The organism is Bacillus sp. SN1, assembly GCF_002796895.1.
GTDB classification, from domain to species: Bacteria; Bacillota; Bacilli; order Bacillales; family Bacillaceae; genus Bacillus; species Bacillus inaquosorum.
Genome location: NZ_PHIE01000001.1, coordinates 1,501,461 through 1,518,252, shown reverse-complemented (window position 1 = coordinate 1,518,252; position 16,792 = coordinate 1,501,461). Strand labels below are relative to the sequence as shown.

Annotated in this window: 13 protein-coding genes; 7 read left to right on the top strand and 6 right to left on the bottom strand. The window is 48.4% G+C overall.

Annotation, left to right across the window (positions count from 1 at the left end; all coding sequences use genetic code 11):
- Positions 1-3: 3 nt before the first annotated feature.
- Complete coding sequence (locus tag CVV77_RS07690; RefSeq protein ID WP_100275034.1) at positions 4-366, bottom strand: YhjD family protein; 363 nt, start codon at positions 364-366, stop codon at positions 4-6.
- 153 nt (positions 367-519) lie between these two features.
- On the opposite strand from CVV77_RS07690, the gene CVV77_RS07685 reads away from it, so the two are divergent.
- The 4 genes from CVV77_RS07685 (at position 520) to CVV77_RS07670 (ending at position 3,931) form a co-directional block, all read left to right on the top strand.
- Positions 520-1,143, top strand: coding sequence for a TVP38/TMEM64 family protein (locus tag CVV77_RS07685; protein WP_100275033.1), 624 nt, complete (start codon positions 520-522; stop codon positions 1,141-1,143).
- 1 nt (position 1,144) lies between these two features.
- Positions 1,145-1,666 carry a signal peptidase I gene (gene lepB / locus CVV77_RS07680; protein WP_019257986.1) on the top strand — a complete coding sequence of 174 codons (522 nt, stop codon included), beginning with the start codon at positions 1,145-1,147 and terminating at the stop codon, positions 1,664-1,666.
- 167 nt (positions 1,667-1,833) lie between these two features.
- Positions 1,834-3,327, top strand: a complete 1,494-nt coding sequence (locus CVV77_RS07675; protein WP_100275032.1) for a monooxygenase — start codon at positions 1,834-1,836, stop codon at positions 3,325-3,327.
- Positions 3,328-3,403: 76 nt separating this feature from the next.
- Positions 3,404-3,931 carry a MarR family transcriptional regulator gene (locus tag CVV77_RS07670; RefSeq protein WP_088111190.1) on the top strand — a complete coding sequence of 176 codons (528 nt, stop codon included), beginning with the start codon at positions 3,404-3,406 and terminating at the stop codon, positions 3,929-3,931.
- A gap of 25 nt (positions 3,932-3,956) precedes the next feature.
- Here CVV77_RS07670 and CVV77_RS22000 read toward each other — a convergent pair whose 3' ends face one another.
- The 3 genes from CVV77_RS22000 to CVV77_RS07660 form a co-directional block, all read right to left on the bottom strand.
- Entirely contained in the window at positions 3,957-4,136 is a 180-nt protein-coding gene (locus CVV77_RS22000; protein WP_138140499.1) for a hypothetical protein, read from the bottom strand.
- Positions 4,137-4,184: 48 nt separating this feature from the next.
- The gene (locus CVV77_RS07665) at positions 4,185-5,339 is read right to left on the bottom strand and encodes an AbrB family transcriptional regulator (protein ID WP_084991845.1); all 1,155 of its coding nucleotides are present in this window, start codon (positions 5,337-5,339) and stop codon (positions 4,185-4,187) included.
- A gap of 109 nt (positions 5,340-5,448) precedes the next feature.
- Complete coding sequence (locus CVV77_RS07660) at positions 5,449-6,651, bottom strand: MDR family MFS transporter (protein ID WP_100275031.1); 1,203 nt, start codon at positions 6,649-6,651, stop codon at positions 5,449-5,451.
- Positions 6,652-6,763: 112 nt separating this feature from the next.
- Here CVV77_RS07660 and CVV77_RS07655 point away from each other — a divergent pair, with 112 nt between their 5' ends.
- On the top strand, positions 6,764-8,491 hold the full coding sequence (locus CVV77_RS07655; RefSeq protein ID WP_100275030.1) for an SgrR family transcriptional regulator: 1,728 nt from the start codon (positions 6,764-6,766) through the stop codon (positions 8,489-8,491).
- A gap of 35 nt (positions 8,492-8,526) precedes the next feature.
- Here CVV77_RS07655 and CVV77_RS07650 read toward each other — a convergent pair whose 3' ends face one another.
- A complete protein-coding gene (locus CVV77_RS07650) occupies positions 8,527-8,856 on the bottom strand; it encodes a four-helix bundle copper-binding protein (protein ID WP_100275029.1) in 330 nt (109 codons plus the stop codon).
- A 117-nt stretch (positions 8,857-8,973) separates the two neighbouring features.
- Positions 8,974-9,411 (bottom strand): ferritin family protein, encoded by a 438-nt coding sequence (locus tag CVV77_RS07645; RefSeq protein WP_100275028.1) that lies wholly within the window; start codon positions 9,409-9,411, stop codon positions 8,974-8,976.
- A 182-nt stretch (positions 9,412-9,593) separates the two neighbouring features.
- Between CVV77_RS07645 and addB the strand changes: the two genes are divergently transcribed.
- Both addB and addA read left to right on the top strand, forming a co-directional pair.
- On the top strand, positions 9,594-13,094 hold the full coding sequence (gene addB / locus CVV77_RS07640; RefSeq protein ID WP_100275027.1) for a helicase-exonuclease AddAB subunit AddB: 3,501 nt from the start codon (positions 9,594-9,596) through the stop codon (positions 13,092-13,094).
- Positions 13,081-16,785 carry a helicase-exonuclease AddAB subunit AddA gene (gene addA, locus CVV77_RS07635; RefSeq protein ID WP_100275026.1) on the top strand — a complete coding sequence of 1,235 codons (3,705 nt, stop codon included), beginning with the start codon at positions 13,081-13,083 and terminating at the stop codon, positions 16,783-16,785. The genes addB and addA overlap by 14 nt, the downstream gene beginning before the upstream one ends.
- Positions 16,786-16,792 lie beyond the last annotated feature (7 nt).

The following is a 16,792-nucleotide window of genomic DNA, read 5'->3' as shown; positions in this document are numbered from 1 at the left end:
GACTCAGAGCCTGTCAGGGGCAAACAAATAGAACGTTAATAATTCGCTGACCTGCTCCCGGATTCGAGGATTAAAATAGCGGTGCTTTTCTTCATAACCATCGATCACAAATACATAAAGCGTAAAGGCCTCATCGCGTTCCGCCTCGTGGATCGCAATTTTTCTTTTCCTCAGCTCTTTTCTGACTTCAATCAAATCCTTTTGTGCTATTTTTAATGATTCGCTGATAAGCTGTTTATAAGGATGCTTCAATTTTAATGTGCTTTGCTCAATTCCGGCGAGATCACGATTAAAAATTGTAATCGCCATGGGCAAAAAGAGAGCCCGTTCAATTAATTCGTATATTTCCTCCTGCAATTTCGGCATTGCTGACTCCTTCTTTCTAACAGGAACATTTGTTCTATATGTATTCTATATCGGCTGGTGAAATGTTTCAAGACAGAAAAAATCGCCAAAACTTTTTAGTTTTTTGCTGATAATGTGTAGAATAAGGATAGACAAACCCGGTAAGGAGTATAAATGTTGGAGCATTTTTTATCCTATTTTACACAAGAACATTTAACTGAATTATTTCAAAGCTATAGGGCTTTCGGTCCGCTCATAGCTGTGCTGCTGCCTTTAGTTGAAGCATTTCTTCCGTTTTTGCCGCTGATCGTGTTTGTGGTGGCGAATACGAACTCGTTTGGCCTGTGGGAAGGATTCATCCTGTCTTGGGCGGGATCAACTGCTGGATCTATTCTCGTATTTTTGATTGTCCGTCAATACGGACAGAGAAGATTGCTTGGATTTATCCGCAGTCATCCGTCGGTCAGAAAGCTGATGTTATGGGTGGAACGGCACGGCTTCGGCCCTGTGTTTCTTCTGCTTTGTTTTCCGTTTACACCGTCAGCCGCGGTGAATGTTGTTGCCGGTTTGTCAAGGATCGGAACGCGGCCGTTTATTTTGGCGGCTGCCTCGGGAAAGCTTGTCATGATTTTTATGATCAGCTTCATCGGATATGATCTGCACGCGCTGATCACACAGCCGATTCGAACGGTCATCGCCGTATTGGTGATCGCTGTCTTATGGTATGTCGGCAAAAAGGTGGAGCGGTACCTGCATGTGAGAGCTAGTCAGCGTGATCATGATGGAGGGAGACAGTAACATGAAAAAACGGTTTTGGTTTCTTGCCAGTGTAGTGTCCGTCGTTCTCGCCATTCAGGTTAAAAATGCCGTCTTTATTGATTATAAAGTGGAAGGCGTCAGCATGAACCCGACCTTTCAGGAAGGGAACGAACTGTTGGTCAATAAATTTTCGCATCGATTTAAAACCATCCATCGTTTTGATATTGTCCTTTTTAAAGGCCCCGATCAAAAAGTGCTGATTAAGCGGGTAATCGGCTTGCCCGGTGAATCGATCAAATATAAAGATGATCAGCTGTATGTGAACGGAAAGCAGGTTGCTGAACCATTTTTGAAGCAATTGAAATCTGTTTCTGCCGGAAGCCATGTAACAGGTGATTTTACGTTGAAAGATGTGACAGGAACAAGCAAGGTGCCGAAGGGTCAATATTTTGTCGTTGGAGATAATCGCATATACAGCTTCGACAGCCGGCACTTTGGTCCAATTAGAGAAAAAAATATCGTCGGTGTGATTTCCGATGCTGAACAAAAAGACGCCAATTGAATCGGCGTCTTTTTTTGTGCTGGTTTGGAAAAATGTGTTGAAGAAAAAATTGTAAGGAGTTATAATCAAAATTGTTACGTACGTAACAAAAAATATTCGATTTTTGGTTTTTCTTTTATTCTTAGTGATTTTCATTAGTTTTATATGAAACAAAAGGAGTGATTTAGATGAATGTTGAAGCAGTGATTATAGGGGGAGGGCCGGTCGGATTTATGCTGGCTTCCGAGCTTGCGATGGCTGGGGTGAAAACATGTGTGATTGAGCGGCTTGAAAAGCCTGTTCCGCATTCTAAGGCGCTGACGCTGCATCCCCGCACGCTGGAGCTTCTTGAGATGAGAGGGCTGCTGGAACGTTTCGTATCCATGGGAACCAAGATACCTTCCGGACACTTTTCGATGCTGGATACCCGTCTTGATTTTTCAGGCTTGGATACGGGCTGTCCTTACACGCTTTTGCTTCCGCAGGCCAAAACAGAGCAGCTGCTTGAGGAACATGCACGAAGCTTGGGGGCAGAGGTATTTCGCGGGGCAGAGGTGCTGGCAGTTACGCAAAACGAAGCAGAGGCGCAAATCATTTTCAAGGATCGGGACGGCAGTCTGCGGACAATCACAAGTATGTTTGCCATTGGTGCCGATGGAGCAGGAAGTACTGTCCGGAAACAGGCTCGAATTGAGTTTCCGGGTACAGACAGCACCATTACAGCAGCGCTTGGAGATGTGGCGCTCCTTTCTCCGCCGCCGTCAGGCATGCTGTCCCTTTGCACAAAAGAGGGGGGTGTCATGATCGTTCCGCTTTCTCCGGGCCGATACCGTGTCGTCGTGATCAGCCCTTATCGCACGCAGACGCCGAAAGATGTGCCTGTCACTGAGGAGGAGCTAAAAACTGATCTCATACGAATTTGCGGGACTGACTTCGGTTTAACCGAGCCTTCCTGGATGTCACGGTTCGGGAACGCCGCACGCCAAGCGAAGCGGTACCGCGACGGCAGAATCTTCCTTGCAGGGGATGCGGCGCATATTCATTTTCCAGCGGGCGGCCAAGGGCTGAATGTCGGCCTTCAGGATGCGATGAATCTTGGATGGAAGCTGGCGGCGGCCGTCAAGGGCGCTGCGCCTTCATGGCTTTTAGACAGCTATCATGAGGAGCGGCACCCGGCTGCAGAAGGGCTCCTGAGGAACACGGAGGCGCAGACAAAACTGATTGATTTCACTCAAGCAGGCCTCCATTTGCGGAGTATGATGTCGGAGCTGCTTGCCTATCCTGAAGTGAATCGATATGTAGCGGGGCAAATTTCTGCGCTCGATGTCAGGTATGAAGTTGATCCAGACATGCCGCCGCATCGCTTGAACGGGTCAAGGCTCCCTGATATGGAGCTGATTCGTTCCGACGGCAGCTCGGAACGGCTGTACAGCTGTCTCCAAAATGGGACATTCGTTTTGCTGTCATTGATGCAAGAAGCTGATGAGCATAGCCGATTGAAAGGCTTGTGTACGGTAACCGCCTCGCTTGCAGAACCGAATGAAGAGTTACGGGACGTGCATACAATATTAATTCGCCCTGACGGACATGTTGCCTGGGCCGTGGGTGCATCAGCGCCTGATTGTGCCGAGTTGATTCAAAAAGGGATTAGCCGCTGGCTTTCCGTCACCAGCCGGGTGTAAGGCAATTCGATTGTTTCATCTGTAACAAAACGGTATGATAGAAGAAACAATCGAATGAAAAAGGATGGAAAACCCGATGAACACAGATCATACGAAACGCAATCTTTTTGAATTGTATGCGGAGCTCATTCATCAGCAGGAGAAATGGGAGGGGCTCATTAAAGCCTTTTTGGCTGACGAATTGAAGAAGCTTGGTGCCGAGCACGGGAGTAAATCTCAATTGTCGATGACAGAAATTCATGTTCTATCCTGTGTCGGGGACAATGAACCAATCAATGTCACGTCTATAGCAGAAAAAATGAATACGACAAAAGCGACTGTATCGCGCATCAGCACAAAATTGCTCGGCGCAGGTTTCCTTCATAGAACTCAGCTCAGCGATAACAAAAAGGAGGTCTACTTCCGACTGACGCCGGCTGGGAAAAAACTTCACAATTTGCATAAATATTATCATCAGAAGGTCGAACAGCGTTTTCTGTCATTTTTTGACCGGTATACAGAGGAAGAGATTCTTTTTGCGGAACGGCTGTTTCGGGATCTGGTGACAAAATGGTATCCCTCGTCAGAAGAGATGGAAGATGGTCTTCACAACGTTTTTAAATAAAAAACACGCACTGAGGTGCGTGTTTTCACGTTTCTTCTTTCTTTTTCAGGATGGTAAGGTAAATCAGATTTCCTCCGGCTAAAATCGTAAGCGGCAGTCCGGGGGAGCCGGATGTCACCACATTATAAATCAGCCAGATTCCTAAGCATATTCCATAATATAAGTGCATTGTTTTCTCGGGATTGTCGCGCAGCAAAAGAGTCACTCCTTCCCCTTCTGCTGTAAGTGTACCATGGGAGGATTGTTTTTCCAATTAGGCATTGCTGCCGCTGATCGAGCTTTCTTTGCCTTTTTTTTCACCATGAAGATGATGAAGCAGGCGATAAAACGGCGGCAATAGGGCAATGACAAGGATGACGCGTATGACCTGAACCGCGACGACAAAGGTGGAATCGGCATGCAAGGTAACAGATGTCGTCGCCATTTCTGCAATGCCGCCGGGGGCAAATGCCAGAACAGAAGTGATGAGCGAGATGCCTGTCAGCTTGGAAACGATCATGGCGCTCAAAAACATAGCTGCGATTAAACCGACGGATGAGACAAACCCGACGATGATCACGCGAGTCACGCCGGAAAACATGCTTTTATACATCTTAGAGCCGATCGTTGCCCCGAGAAATACTTGCGATACATGGTTAGCTTGTGACGGCCACCAAGCCATCATGTCGTGTCCCGTCACCGCAGCTCCGCCAACGTGGACAAGTGCCACACCGAGCATACTGCCGAGCAGCCATGGAGCCGGGAACTTTAAAAATTTCGCAGCTTTGCAAGCTCCCCAGGCAGCGAGAATAAGAATGGCGGTCCACAAAACGGGAGCGAGCCTAAAATCTGTCGTTGCTGTGGAAAGCGTTTCTGCTGCAGCACTTGCGGAACGATCTTGTTTTGTATAGATCAGGATGACCAAAAACGGAATGGAAAGCACCACGAGCAGCACCCGCATCATTTGAACGAGGCTGACAATGGCGGTATTAGCGCCGACCTCCTGCGCGATGCTCGGCATGGCGGACAGCCCGCCGGGAGCCGTGCCGACAAAGCTTGTCATCATATCCGTTTTGCTGAAACGCCAAAGCACATATCCTGACAGCATGGCCAGCAGTATAGACAATATCAGCATAACGCCGACTGAAAACCAATGGTCTTTGAGAACAGAGAGGACGGATAAGTTCAGCTTTTGGCCCAATTCGATGCCGAGGATCATCTGTCCGAGGGCGAGCCATCGGCGGTTAATTCCTTTTTGGTCTGGCGCCATCATGAGCCATGCCGGACGTATCATGGCGAGGCAGCAGGCGACAATCAGCGTTCCGATCATCCATCCAATCGACATTCCGGTTAATGAAAGAATAAACCCCCCGGCTGCACTGATTGCGATAAACCATAGATCTTTGAGGAGATTTTCGTCTTTCTTCAATGTAAAACCCTTCTTCCTTTTTCACGTAACACTCCAATTGTTCACGTAGTGAATGTATTTATTACTATAGTATATTTTTGTTGATAAAGAAATTATGATTTTTTTTCTATTAACCATTCATTTTTCTTATGACCTTGTGTTCGAGTCTTTCTATTGTGTAAGTCAGGCATAAACCCGCTGCCAGCAGACACGCGGCAAGGGAGTAAAAAATCACTTCTCCGCCAAACGATGTCAGGATCAGTCCTCCTAACAGGGGTCCGATTGAGCGGGAGATATCCCAATGCAGGCCGTATACCGCATAAAACCGGCCGAGCAGATGGGGCGGTGCCAATTTCGAAATGAAGGTCTGGATGTGAGTCAATCCGATGCTCTCGCCAACCGTCATCACCGCTGCCGTCACTAAAAGCATTGTCAGGGAGGCTGAGCATGCAAAGCCGGCAGCCGCAAGGGAGTAGCAGATGTAAGTAATGAAAAGGATTGTTTTCATTGAAAGCTTTTCTGTCCCTTTTACAAGAGGAACTTGGAGAACAAAGCTGAATAAAGCTTTTGCCGCCGAGTAGACCGTCAGTATTGACAGATAATCAGAAAACATATTTTTGCTGAAGAGCCTGTATGTTGTTTCTGTTTGCGCGTATAACATGCTGATGGGGAGAGAAAGCAGCAACAGAAGCAGTACAGGCCTGTATATCGTAAAGCTTGCGGACATTTCCGGTGTAACAGCTGGCTTTAGCGGCTTTGTTTCTGGCAGTTTCAGTGCAGCGATCAGAAAGTAGGTAAACAATGCCGCGGCATCTAAAGCGAATATCCACACGGGATTATAATTGTACAGCAGCATCCCCAGAAGGGGCCCTGCCGTCAGGCCCGCCGAATAGATCGCATTGATGACTGCAAACACTTCCGAACGTCTGCTTTCCAGCGTGCTTTCAGCGATTTGGGCGCGGGAAGCAGGTATGTACAACGATCTCCCGATGCCATTCATGACGTAGAGAATGGCGAAAAAATATGCATGCTCGGCAAACACAAACCCCGTCATGGCAGCTGATTGGAGAAGCAGTGCGATCAAAATTGCAGTGCGACGCCCGAGCTGGTCCGTCACCCGTCCCGCAACGAGCGTCAAGCAAATATCAGCAAATGGCTGAAGACTGATGATAAGCATCGGAATCATGACACTGCCGTTTAATTGTTCATGCAGATACAGCACCATGAAAGGACCCATCATTGCACCTGTCAGGCTTGTCAGCATTTCTCCTAAAAAGCGGAGCCAAACGGGAGCGGTGTATCTCGATTTTATAGATTGAAAGCTGGTCAACATGTGATCGCGCCTTTCGCTGTTTGATATAGTAGTAGTGTATAGAAGGGGCGGCGGCCCAAAAAGTGAAGAAAAGAAGAGAAAAAGATTCCCCTTTTGTCGGGAGGTGCGGGGATTGAAGCTGATTGAGCACTACGTGGCACTCGTAAAAACAGGAAGCGCTGCGTATGGGCAAATGAACGAAATGACGCTTACTGAAATGGCTGACAGTTTATTTTGTACAGAAAGAAATGCAAAGCTCATATTACATAAGCTGGAGAACAAGAATTGGATTATCCGGGAAAGCGGGGCGGGGCGCGGCCGTAAATCGAAAATCGCGTTTCTTCGCCAGCCGGAGGAGCTGCTTCTTCAAACTGCCAAGGAATATACAATGGCTGGAAAGCTTATAAAGGCAAAGGAACTGCTTCAGCAGTATCAATCCGCGTTTCCGGGGCTTCAAAACGAATATGACATGTGGTTTTCTGAGGTGTTCGGCTTTGTGACAGAGACCGGCTGGGATGGAGAAAAGGATGTGCTCCGGCTGTTCATCACCCCTGGAGCTGTCAGCAGTTTGGACCCGTGCCAGATATTTTTGCGGTCTGAGGGGCACTTCGTCAAACAGATATTTGATACATTGCTCACATTAGATCCGGCTGTGCAGGAGCCGAAGCCTCATTTGGTTCATGGATGGGAAGAAGCGGGGAAAAAACGATGGAGATTTTTTCTTCGAAAGGGAGTGTCTTTTCATAACGGACAGCCGCTGACGGCGCGGGATGTTGCATTTACGTTTCAACGCTTTTTGGCACAGGCTGACAACCCGTATAAATGGCTGTTACACGGAGTGAAGCAAGTCTTAGAAAATGGCCCTTATTGTGTGGAGCTCATACTTGATAAGCCGAATGAGCTATTGCCGTATGTTCTTTGTGATGAACGGCTGTCCATTCTGCCGGCGAAACAGGGCGGCGGGATCAATGGATCAGGACCTTTTCGGGTGATTCAGCACCACCGCCAGATGCTGGTGCTTGAAGCCAATGAACGCTACTTCAAGGGACGGCCCTTTTTGGATCGCGTTGAGTTTGTGTTTTCGGAACAAGCCGGAGAGATGAACGGTTTTACCATTCAAGAAAAACAAACATGTCCCGAGCAGCAAATTGTTTTTGATGAAAGGCATGTTCAGTATTTGTCGCTCAATCTGAAAAAGAAGGGGCCTCTTCAGCATCGAAGCTTTAGAAAAGCGCTCCGCCTGCTGATTTCCTCTCAACGGCTCGTTCGTGAGGCGGGAGGGCACCGCAGAATCCCGGTTACGTCTTTTTTGCATCCGAATCTTTTAGATTGGGGCGGCGTTTCACCTTCTGAATTGCTGAAGCAAAGCGGGTACGAGGAAGAAACGCTGGTGCTGTATACCTTTTCGGAAACGGATCATCGTGAGGATGCCGAGTGGATTCAAAATGTTTGCGCCCAACATGGCATCAGGCTAGCGCTTCAATTCTGTGATTCTGCTGATCTTCGCCGGCCCGAAATCGTGCAAATGGCGGATATCATTCATGACAGTGCGACATTTTATCAAGACAGTGAGTTTGGTTTTCTGCATTTGCTGCTGTCGCAGAACAGTTTTTTGAGTCAGCATCTATCTGAAAAGCTGGAACAGATATGCTCAGGAATGTCAGAACGCATTTTTTCGACGCCTGACCGCTGTTCGAGAATCAATATGCTGCGGGATATTGACTGCCAGCTTATACAGGAGTTCAATGCGATTCCGCTGTATCAAAATGTGCTGCAGGTGACATCAAGTGAAAATGTGAAAGGACTGATGCTTGATGAAGAGGGGTGGATTGATTTGTACTCCGTGTGGCTGTCCAAATGAAAAAGAGGGTTCTTTTTTTGAACCCTCTCCGTCCTTTATGACGCTGCCATGCTGCGGCATTGTTCAGCGCAGGCAAAGCAGGACTTCGCACATGCCTGGCAATGATCGTGGTCATGCTTTTCGCATTCAGTGCCGCACGCTTCACAAATATCGGCGCAAAGTGCGCAGATTTCTTTCATGAACGGGCTGTCCGTTTGCATGGCTTTGACTGCCAGCGCGCAAATATCCGCGCATTCCCTGTCAAGCCGGATACAGCCGCTGAGATCGTGATGCGCGTTTTCTTCAAGGCATTTTGTAAAACAATGATTACAAGCCTCCATACAATCAATGCAAGCCTCAATACAAGCTTCTGAATGTTGCTCCATGGTTGATCCCCCCTGTGTGGCAGTGTATAGTCTTATGTTTCCCGGCTTTATTTGAAAAAAACAGGTGAGTGCGTTTTTGGGTGAGGGGATATGTGGGTATTCACTGTGCAGGTATATTTAACGTTTCATCAAGAAGTATAGAAACCAGACAGCGTGATTTTGTTCATCACGGGCGGCGCGCGTAAAGATGCCTTTCGCTTTTAAGTTTGGGGTTTCCTCGGCCGCACGCAAGTAAAAGTCGGCTGTTTCTTGTTCATCTTTAAAAGCGGCGTCCAGCCCTCTCGTGAAAGTGTCCGGGCATTCGCCCGTCTGTTTTGGCATGATGTGTTTGCCGGTAATGGCACCGTACAGTGTGGAAAATTCACGGAGGTGGCGCATTTCGTCACGCCTGATTTCTTCAATCTGTTTTCTGACTTCATCGCGGCGGGTAAGTTCGGCAAGCTTGCGATAGCATTGAATCGCGCTGAATTCTCCGTTAATGGCCTTTATTAAATTCCGAATCAAAACAGGATCTTCCCGGTATGGCGCCGGATAGGGGTAGTAGCTGTAATACACGAGGGGTCAACTCCATTCCTAGGAATTGGGCTTTCGTAAAAGTATATGTAGGGCGGGGAGACATGTGCGGAGAAATTCAGCTTTTTATATGCGAAAAGGCCGTTTTTACCAATAGATCAGATTGGTCATTTTCGTCAACATTCGATAAAATATATAGAGATAAAAAGAGAGGGGTCTTCTAATTGGGAGCAGAGTTTTTAGTAGGCAGGTCCGGGAGTGGAAAAACGAAGCTGATCATCGACAGCATTCAGGATGAACTGCGCCGGGCTCCATTCGGGAAACCGATCATTTTTCTAGTCCCGGATCAAATGACGTTTTTAATGGAATACGAGCTTGCTAAAACGCCTGATATGGGCGGAATGATACGCGCTCAAGTGTTCAGCTTTTCACGATTGGCCTGGCGCGTCCTCCAGCATACGGGAGGCATGAGCAGGCCGTTTCTTACGAGCACAGGCGTACAGATGCTCCTGCGGAAGCTCATTGAGGAGCATAAACAGGAGTTTAAAGTCTATCAAAAAGCGAGTGACAAAAGCGGGTTTACCGCACAGGTAGAACGGATGCTGACAGAGTTTAAGCGCTACTGTCTGGAACCGGAAGACATCCGCCGGATGGCGGAAAGCGGAACGGATTCTGAGTATCGCGGAGAACGTATTTTATCTGAGAAGCTTCATGATTTATCGATTTTATATCAACAGATGGAAAAAAGCCTTGCAGGTCAATACCTTCACTCTGAGGATTATTTAACATTGCTGGCAGAGCATATTCCGCTTGCGGAAGATGTAAAAGGCGCGCATATCTATGTGGACGGCTTTTATCAGTTTACACCGCAGGAATTCAGGGTGTTGGAGCAGCTTATGGTTCATGCAGAGCACATCACGTTTTCGCTGACAGCGGACAAGCCGTCATATGAGCGGGAGCCGCATGAACTGGAATTGTTCAGAATGACGGGAAAAACCTATTACCGCCTGCACCAAAAGGCGAAGGAACTGAATCTGGACATAACGTATAAAGAGCTAAGCGGGACTGAACGGCATACGTGCACACCGGAATTGGCACATTTAGAGGCGCAGTATGAAGCGCGTCCAGCCGTTCCGTATGCAGAAAAACAAGAGGCCTTTACTGTGATGCAGGCCGCAAACAGACGAGCTGAGCTGGAAGGCATTGCCCGGGAAATTCACGCTCTTGTCAGAGAGAAGGGCTATCGCTATAAGGATGTAGCGATTCTTGCGCGCCAGCCGGAAGACTACAAGGATATGGTGAAAGAAGTTTTCGCAGATTACGAGATTCCTTATTTCATTGACGGAAAAGCATCAATGCTGAACCATCCGTTAATCGAATTTATCCGCTCAAGCCTAGATGTTCTGAAAGGGAATTGGCGTTATGAAGCGGTGTTTCGCTGCGTGAAAACCGAACTGCTATTCCCGCTTAACGAGCCGAAGACTAAGGTGAGAGAACAGGTCGATCAGCTTGAAAATTACTGTATCGCCTACGGGATCAAAGGCGATCGCTGGACAAAGGGCGACCGTTTTCATTACAGACGTTTTGTGTCATTGGATGATGATTTTGCGCAGACCGACCAGGAAATCGAAATGGAAAACATGCTGAATGACACACGCGACTGGATTGTTCCTCCGCTTTTTCAGCTCCAGAAACGAATGAAAAAAGCAAAGACGGTTCAGGAGAAGGCGGAGGCGCTCTACCGCTATCTAGAAGAGACGGATGTGCCGCTGAAGCTGGATCAGGAAAGACAGCGTGCAGAGGAAGACGGCAGAATCATTGAAGCGCAGCAGCATCAGCAGGCGTGGGATGCAGTCATTCAGCTGCTTGAGGAGTTTGTTGAAATGGTGGGAGATGATGAGATTTCTCTTGATTTGTTTCAGCAAATGATGGAAGCCGGCGCAGAGTCGCTTACATTTTCTCTTATTCCGCCTGCGCTTGACCAGGTGTTTGTCGGCAATATGGATTTGTCCAGAATGTATGGCACCTCCTGTACCTTTGTGCTGGGGGCAAACGACGGCGTTCTGCCGGCGCGCCCAGATGAAAACGGGGTGCTGTCGGATGATGACCGGGAATGGCTGAAAACGGTTGGGGTTGAGCTTTCCTCAGGCGGGCGGGAGCGTCTGCTTGATGAGCATTTCCTCATCTATATGGCGTTTTCCAGTCCGTCTGACCGGCTGTACGTATCGTATCCGATTGCTGATGCGGAAGGAAAAACGCTTCTGCCGTCGATTGTCATTAAGCGGCTGGAAGAACTGTTTCCGCAGCATAAGGAGCGCCTGTTGACAAATGAACCTGAGCAGGTCAGCGATGAGGAACAGCTGATGTATGTCGTCAATAAAAGCGTGGCACAGTCCTTTACCGCCAGCCAGCTCAGATTATTGACTCGGGAATACGACATCAGCGACGTCTGGTGGAGCACGTACAATGTGCTGATGAGTGAGCCGGACAGGCTGCAATCGAAAAAGCTATTCTCAAGCCTGTTTTTCCGGAATGAAGTGAAGCAGCTTGAACGCAGCGTGTCGAGACAGCTCTATGGTGAACGCATTCAGGGCAGTGTATCGAGAATGGAAACCTTTAACGCGTGCCCGTTCTCCCATTTTGCGTCACACGGGCTGCATCTGAAGGAACGGCAATTTTTCAAGCTCGAAGCACCGGATATCGGCCAGCTGTTTCATTCCAGCTTAAAGCTGATTTCAGACCGGCTGCGCGAGCAAAAAATGGATTGGCGCGATTTAACGAAAGAGCAGTGCGAGCTGTTCTCCTATGATGCGGTAGAGCGTCTGGCGCCGAAACTGCAAAAGGAAATTTTGCTCAGCTCAAACCGGCATTATTATGTGAAGGAAAAACTGCAAAAAATTGTGACACGCGTGTCCGGCATTTTAAGCGAGCATGCGAAAGCGAGCGGTTTCGTGCCGATCGGGCTTGAACTGGGCTTTGGAGGAAAAGGGCCGCTTCCGCCGCTGACCTTTAAGCTGAAAAACGGCTGCACAATGGAGCTCGTCGGGCGAATTGACCGCGTCGATAAAGCGGAAAGCTCAAAAGGCCTGCTTCTAAGGATTGTCGATTATAAATCAAGCGACAAAGGCCTTGACTTAGCGGAAGTATATTATGGACTGGCGCTGCAAATGCTGACGTACCTTGATTTATCGATTACTCATTCAGCCGACTGGCTCGGAATGAGAGCGACGCCGGCCGGAGTGCTGTATTTCCATATTCATGACCCAATGATTCAATCTAACCTCCCGCTTGGGCTTGACGAGATCGAACAGGAGATCTTTAAGAAATTTAAGATGAAGGGCCTGCTCCTCGGCGATCAGGAAGCGGTTCGCCTCATGGATACAACCCTTCAAGAGGGACGGTCAAATATCATCAACGCCGGCTTGAAGAAAGACGGCTCTCTCAGATCGGATTCAGCGGCAGTCGGCGAAAAGGAATTTGAGCTGCTGACGAAGCATGTGCGCCGCACCTTCCAAGAAGCAGGCGAACAAATCACCGACGGACGCGTATCGATTGAGCCTTATAAAATGAAGAACAAGACGCCGTGCACATACTGTGCGTTCAAATCAGTATGCCAATTTGATGAATCATTAGAAGAAAACGAGTATCGCCCGTTAAAGGCTGAAAAGGACAAGACGATACTTGAGTGGATAAAAAAGGAGGCGGATGGCAATGAACATTCCTAAACCGGCAGACAGCACATGGACAGATGACCAATGGAATGCCATTGTTTCAACCGGCCAGGATATTCTTGTGGCAGCGGCAGCGGGCTCCGGTAAAACCGCTGTGCTCGTTGAACGAATGATCCGGAAAATTACCGCAGAAGAAAACCCGATTGATGTAGACCGGCTTCTCGTTGTGACATTTACAAACGCCTCAGCGGCAGAGATGAAACACCGGATCGCGGATGCCCTGGAAAAAGAGCTTGTAAAGCGCCCCGGCTCGCTGCATATCAGACGCCAGCTGTCTCTTTTAAACCGGGCCAGCATTTCGACACTTCATTCCTTTTGCCTGCAAGTGCTGAAGAAATATTACTACTTGATCGATCTTGATCCGGGCTTTCGGATTGCTGATCAGACAGAAGGCGAGCTGCTCGGAGATGAAGTGCTGGACGAGCTGTTTGAAGACGAATACGCAAAGGGCGAGAAGGCGTTTTTTGAGCTTGTTGACCGCTACACGACAGACCGGCACGATTTGGATCTGCAATTTCTCGTCAAACAGGTGTACGAGTATTCCCGTTCTCACCCAAACCCGGAGGCATGGCTGGAAAGCTTTGTTCATTTATATGATGTATCGGAAAAGAGCGCCATCGAGGAGCTTCCGTTTTATCAATATGTCAAAGAGGATATTGCGATGGTGCTTAACGGAGCGAAGGAGAAGCTGCAGCGCGCGCTTGAGCTGACGAAAGCGCCGGGCGGCCCGGCGCCGCGCGCTGACAATTTTCTTGATGATCTTGCGCAAATTGATGAACTGATTCAGCATCAGGACGATTTCACTGAGCTTTATAAGCGGGTGCCCGCAGTCTCTTTTAAGCGCGCGAAAGCAGTAAAAGGTGACGAGTTTGATCCTGCGCTCCTTGAAGAAGCGACGGATTTGAGAAATGGCGCAAAAAAACTGCTCGAAAAGCTCAAAACCGATTACTTCACAAGAAGCCCTGAACAGCATTTGAAAAGCTTAGCCGACATGAAGCCTGTCATTGAAACGCTCGTACAGCTTGTCATCAGTTACGGAAAACGGTTCGAAGCCGCGAAGCAGGAAAAATCAATCATTGATTTTTCAGATTTGGAGCATTACTGTTTATCCATTTTGACAGCTGAGAACGACAAAGGCGAACGGGAGCCGAGCGAGGCAGCAAGATTTTATCAGGAGCAGTTTCATGAGGTGCTCGTTGACGAATATCAGGATACCAACCTAGTGCAGGAATCGATCCTGCAGCTTGTCACAAGCGGACCGGAAGAGACCGGCAACCTGTTTATGGTTGGAGATGTCAAACAGTCGATTTATCGATTCAGGCTTGCAGAGCCGCTTCTTTTCCTCTCCAAATATAAACGGTTTACAGAGAGCGGAGAAGGCACGGGACGGAAAATCGACCTGAATAAGAATTTCCGAAGCCGGGCTGATATTTTAGACAGCACAAACTTTTTATTTAAACAGCTGATGGGCGGCAAAATCGGTGAGGTTGATTATGACGAGCAGGCTGAGCTGAAACTTGGTGCGGCGTACCCGGACAATGATGAGACGGAAACAGAGCTGCTGCTGATCGACAACTCAGAAGAGACGGATGCAGGCGAGGAAGCAGAAGAGCTGGAAACGGTGCAATTCGAGGCGAAAGCGATCGCTAAGGAAATTCGTAAGTTGATTTCATCGCCATTTAAGGTGTATGACGGAAAAACGAAAACACACCGCAATATTCAATACCGCGATATCGTGATATTGTTACGTTCCATGCCGTGGGCGCCGCAAATCATGGAGGAGCTGAGAGCACAGGGCATACCGGTTTACGCCAATTTAACGTCAGGCTATTTTGAAGCGGTCGAAGTCGCCGTCGCGCTTTCTGTGCTAAAGGTGATCGATAACCCGTATCAGGATATACCGCTTGCCTCTGTTCTGCGCTCACCGATTGTCGGAGCAGATGAAAACGAGCTGTCTTTGATCCGGCTTGAAAATACAAAAGCGCCGTACTATGAAGCGATGAAAGACTACTTGGCTGCCGGCGACCGGAACGACGAGCTTTATCAAAAGCTGCAAACGTTCTATGGACATCTGCAAAAATGGCGTGCGTTTTCGAAAAACCACTCAGTATCTGAGCTGATTTGGGAAGTGTACCGCGATACAAAATACATGGATTATGTCGGCGGGATGCCGGGCGGAAAACAGCGCCAGGCCAATTTGCGCGTTCTCTATGACCGGGCGCGCCAATATGAATCGACGGCATTTCGCGGCCTGTTCCGTTTCCTGCGGTTTATCGAACGCATGCAGGAGCGGGGCGATGATCTTGGAACGGCGAGAGCACTCAGCGAGCAGGAGGATGTTGTCCGCTTAATGACGATCCACAGCAGCAAAGGGCTCGAATTTCCAGTCGTGTTTGCAGCGGGTCTCGGACGGAACTTCAACATGATGGACTTGAACAAATCGTACCTGCTGGACAAGGAGCTCGGGTTTGGCACGAAGTTTATTCATCCGCAATTGCGCATCAGCTATCCGACGCTTCCGCTCATTGCCATGAAGAAAAAAATGCGCAGGGAGCTATTGTCAGAGGAATTGCGTGTTCTCTATGTCGCATTAACGAGAGCGAAGGAAAAGCTGTTTCTGATTGGCTCGTGCAAGGATCATCAGAAACAGCTCGCAAAATGGCAGGCAACTGCGTCCCAAACTGACTGGCTTCTCCCGGAATTTGACCGCTATCAGGCAAAAACCTATTTAGATTTCATTGGACCTGCTCTTGCCAGACACAGAGATTTAGAGGCTTTGGCTGAAAACGGTGCGGCAGCGCATGCTGACATATCAGGCCACCCGGCTCGTTTTGCCGTTCAAATGATCCATTCCTATGATTTGCTGGATGATGATCTGGAAGAAAGATTGGAAGAAAAAAGCGAGCGCCTAGAAGCGATCCGCCGAGGTGAACCAGTTCCCGGCTCGTTTGCGTTTGATGAAAAAGCCCGGGAGCAGCTAAGCTGGACATATCCGCATCATGAGGTGACGCAAATTCGCACAAAGCAGTCAGTTTCTGAGATCAAGAGAAAAAGAGAGTACGAGGATGAATACAGCGGCAGGGCCCCCGTTAAACCGGCAGACGGAAACATTCTGTACAGGCGTCCCGCTTTTATGATGAAAAAGGGCCTGACAGCGGCGGAAAAAGGAACGGCCATGCATACGGTTATGCAGCATATCCCGCTCGCACATGTGCCGACGATAGAAGAAGCGGAGCAGACGGTTCACAAGCTTTATGAAAAAGAGCTGCTCACTGAAGAACAAAAAGCCGCTATTGATATAGAAGAAATCGTTCAATTTTTCCATACAGAAATCGGCGGACAGCTGATCAGCGCTAAATGGAAGGACCGGGAAGTGCCATTCAGTTTAGCGCTTCCGGCTAAGGAGATCTATCCTGATGCACAGGAGGCGGATGAGCCGCTTTTAGTGCAGGGAATCATCGACTGTCTCTATGAAACTGAGGACGGTTTATATCTCTTGGACTATAAATCAGACCGGATTGAGGGCAAATTCCAGCACGGCTTTGAAGGAGCGGCCCCGATCTTGAAAAAACGATACGAAACGCAAATTCAGCTGTACACGAAGGCAGTTGAGCAAATTGCAAAAACAAAGGTAAAGGGATGTGCGCTTTATTTCTTTGACGGAGGGCACATTCTGACACTATAGCGAGATC

What these genes read in the sequence shown, in the direction of transcription:
- CVV77_RS07690 (WP_100275034.1), bottom strand. Translation starts at nt 366, where the DNA reads ATGCCGAAATTGCAGGAGGAAATATACGAATTAATTGAACGGGCTCTC.
- CVV77_RS07685 (WP_100275033.1), top strand. Translation starts at nt 520, where the DNA reads ATGTTGGAGCATTTTTTATCCTATTTTACACAAGAACATTTAACTGAA.
- lepB (WP_019257986.1), top strand. Translation starts at nt 1,145, where the DNA reads ATGAAAAAACGGTTTTGGTTTCTTGCCAGTGTAGTGTCCGTCGTTCTC.
- CVV77_RS07675 (WP_100275032.1), top strand. Translation starts at nt 1,834, where the DNA reads ATGAATGTTGAAGCAGTGATTATAGGGGGAGGGCCGGTCGGATTTATG.
- CVV77_RS07670 (WP_088111190.1), top strand. Translation starts at nt 3,404, where the DNA reads ATGAACACAGATCATACGAAACGCAATCTTTTTGAATTGTATGCGGAG.
- CVV77_RS07660 (WP_100275031.1), bottom strand. Translation starts at nt 6,651, where the DNA reads ATGTTGACCAGCTTTCAATCTATAAAATCGAGATACACCGCTCCCGTT.
- CVV77_RS07650 (WP_100275029.1), bottom strand. Translation starts at nt 8,856, where the DNA reads ATGGAGCAACATTCAGAAGCTTGTATTGAGGCTTGCATTGATTGTATG.
- addA (WP_100275026.1), top strand. Translation starts at nt 13,081, where the DNA reads ATGAACATTCCTAAACCGGCAGACAGCACATGGACAGATGACCAATGG.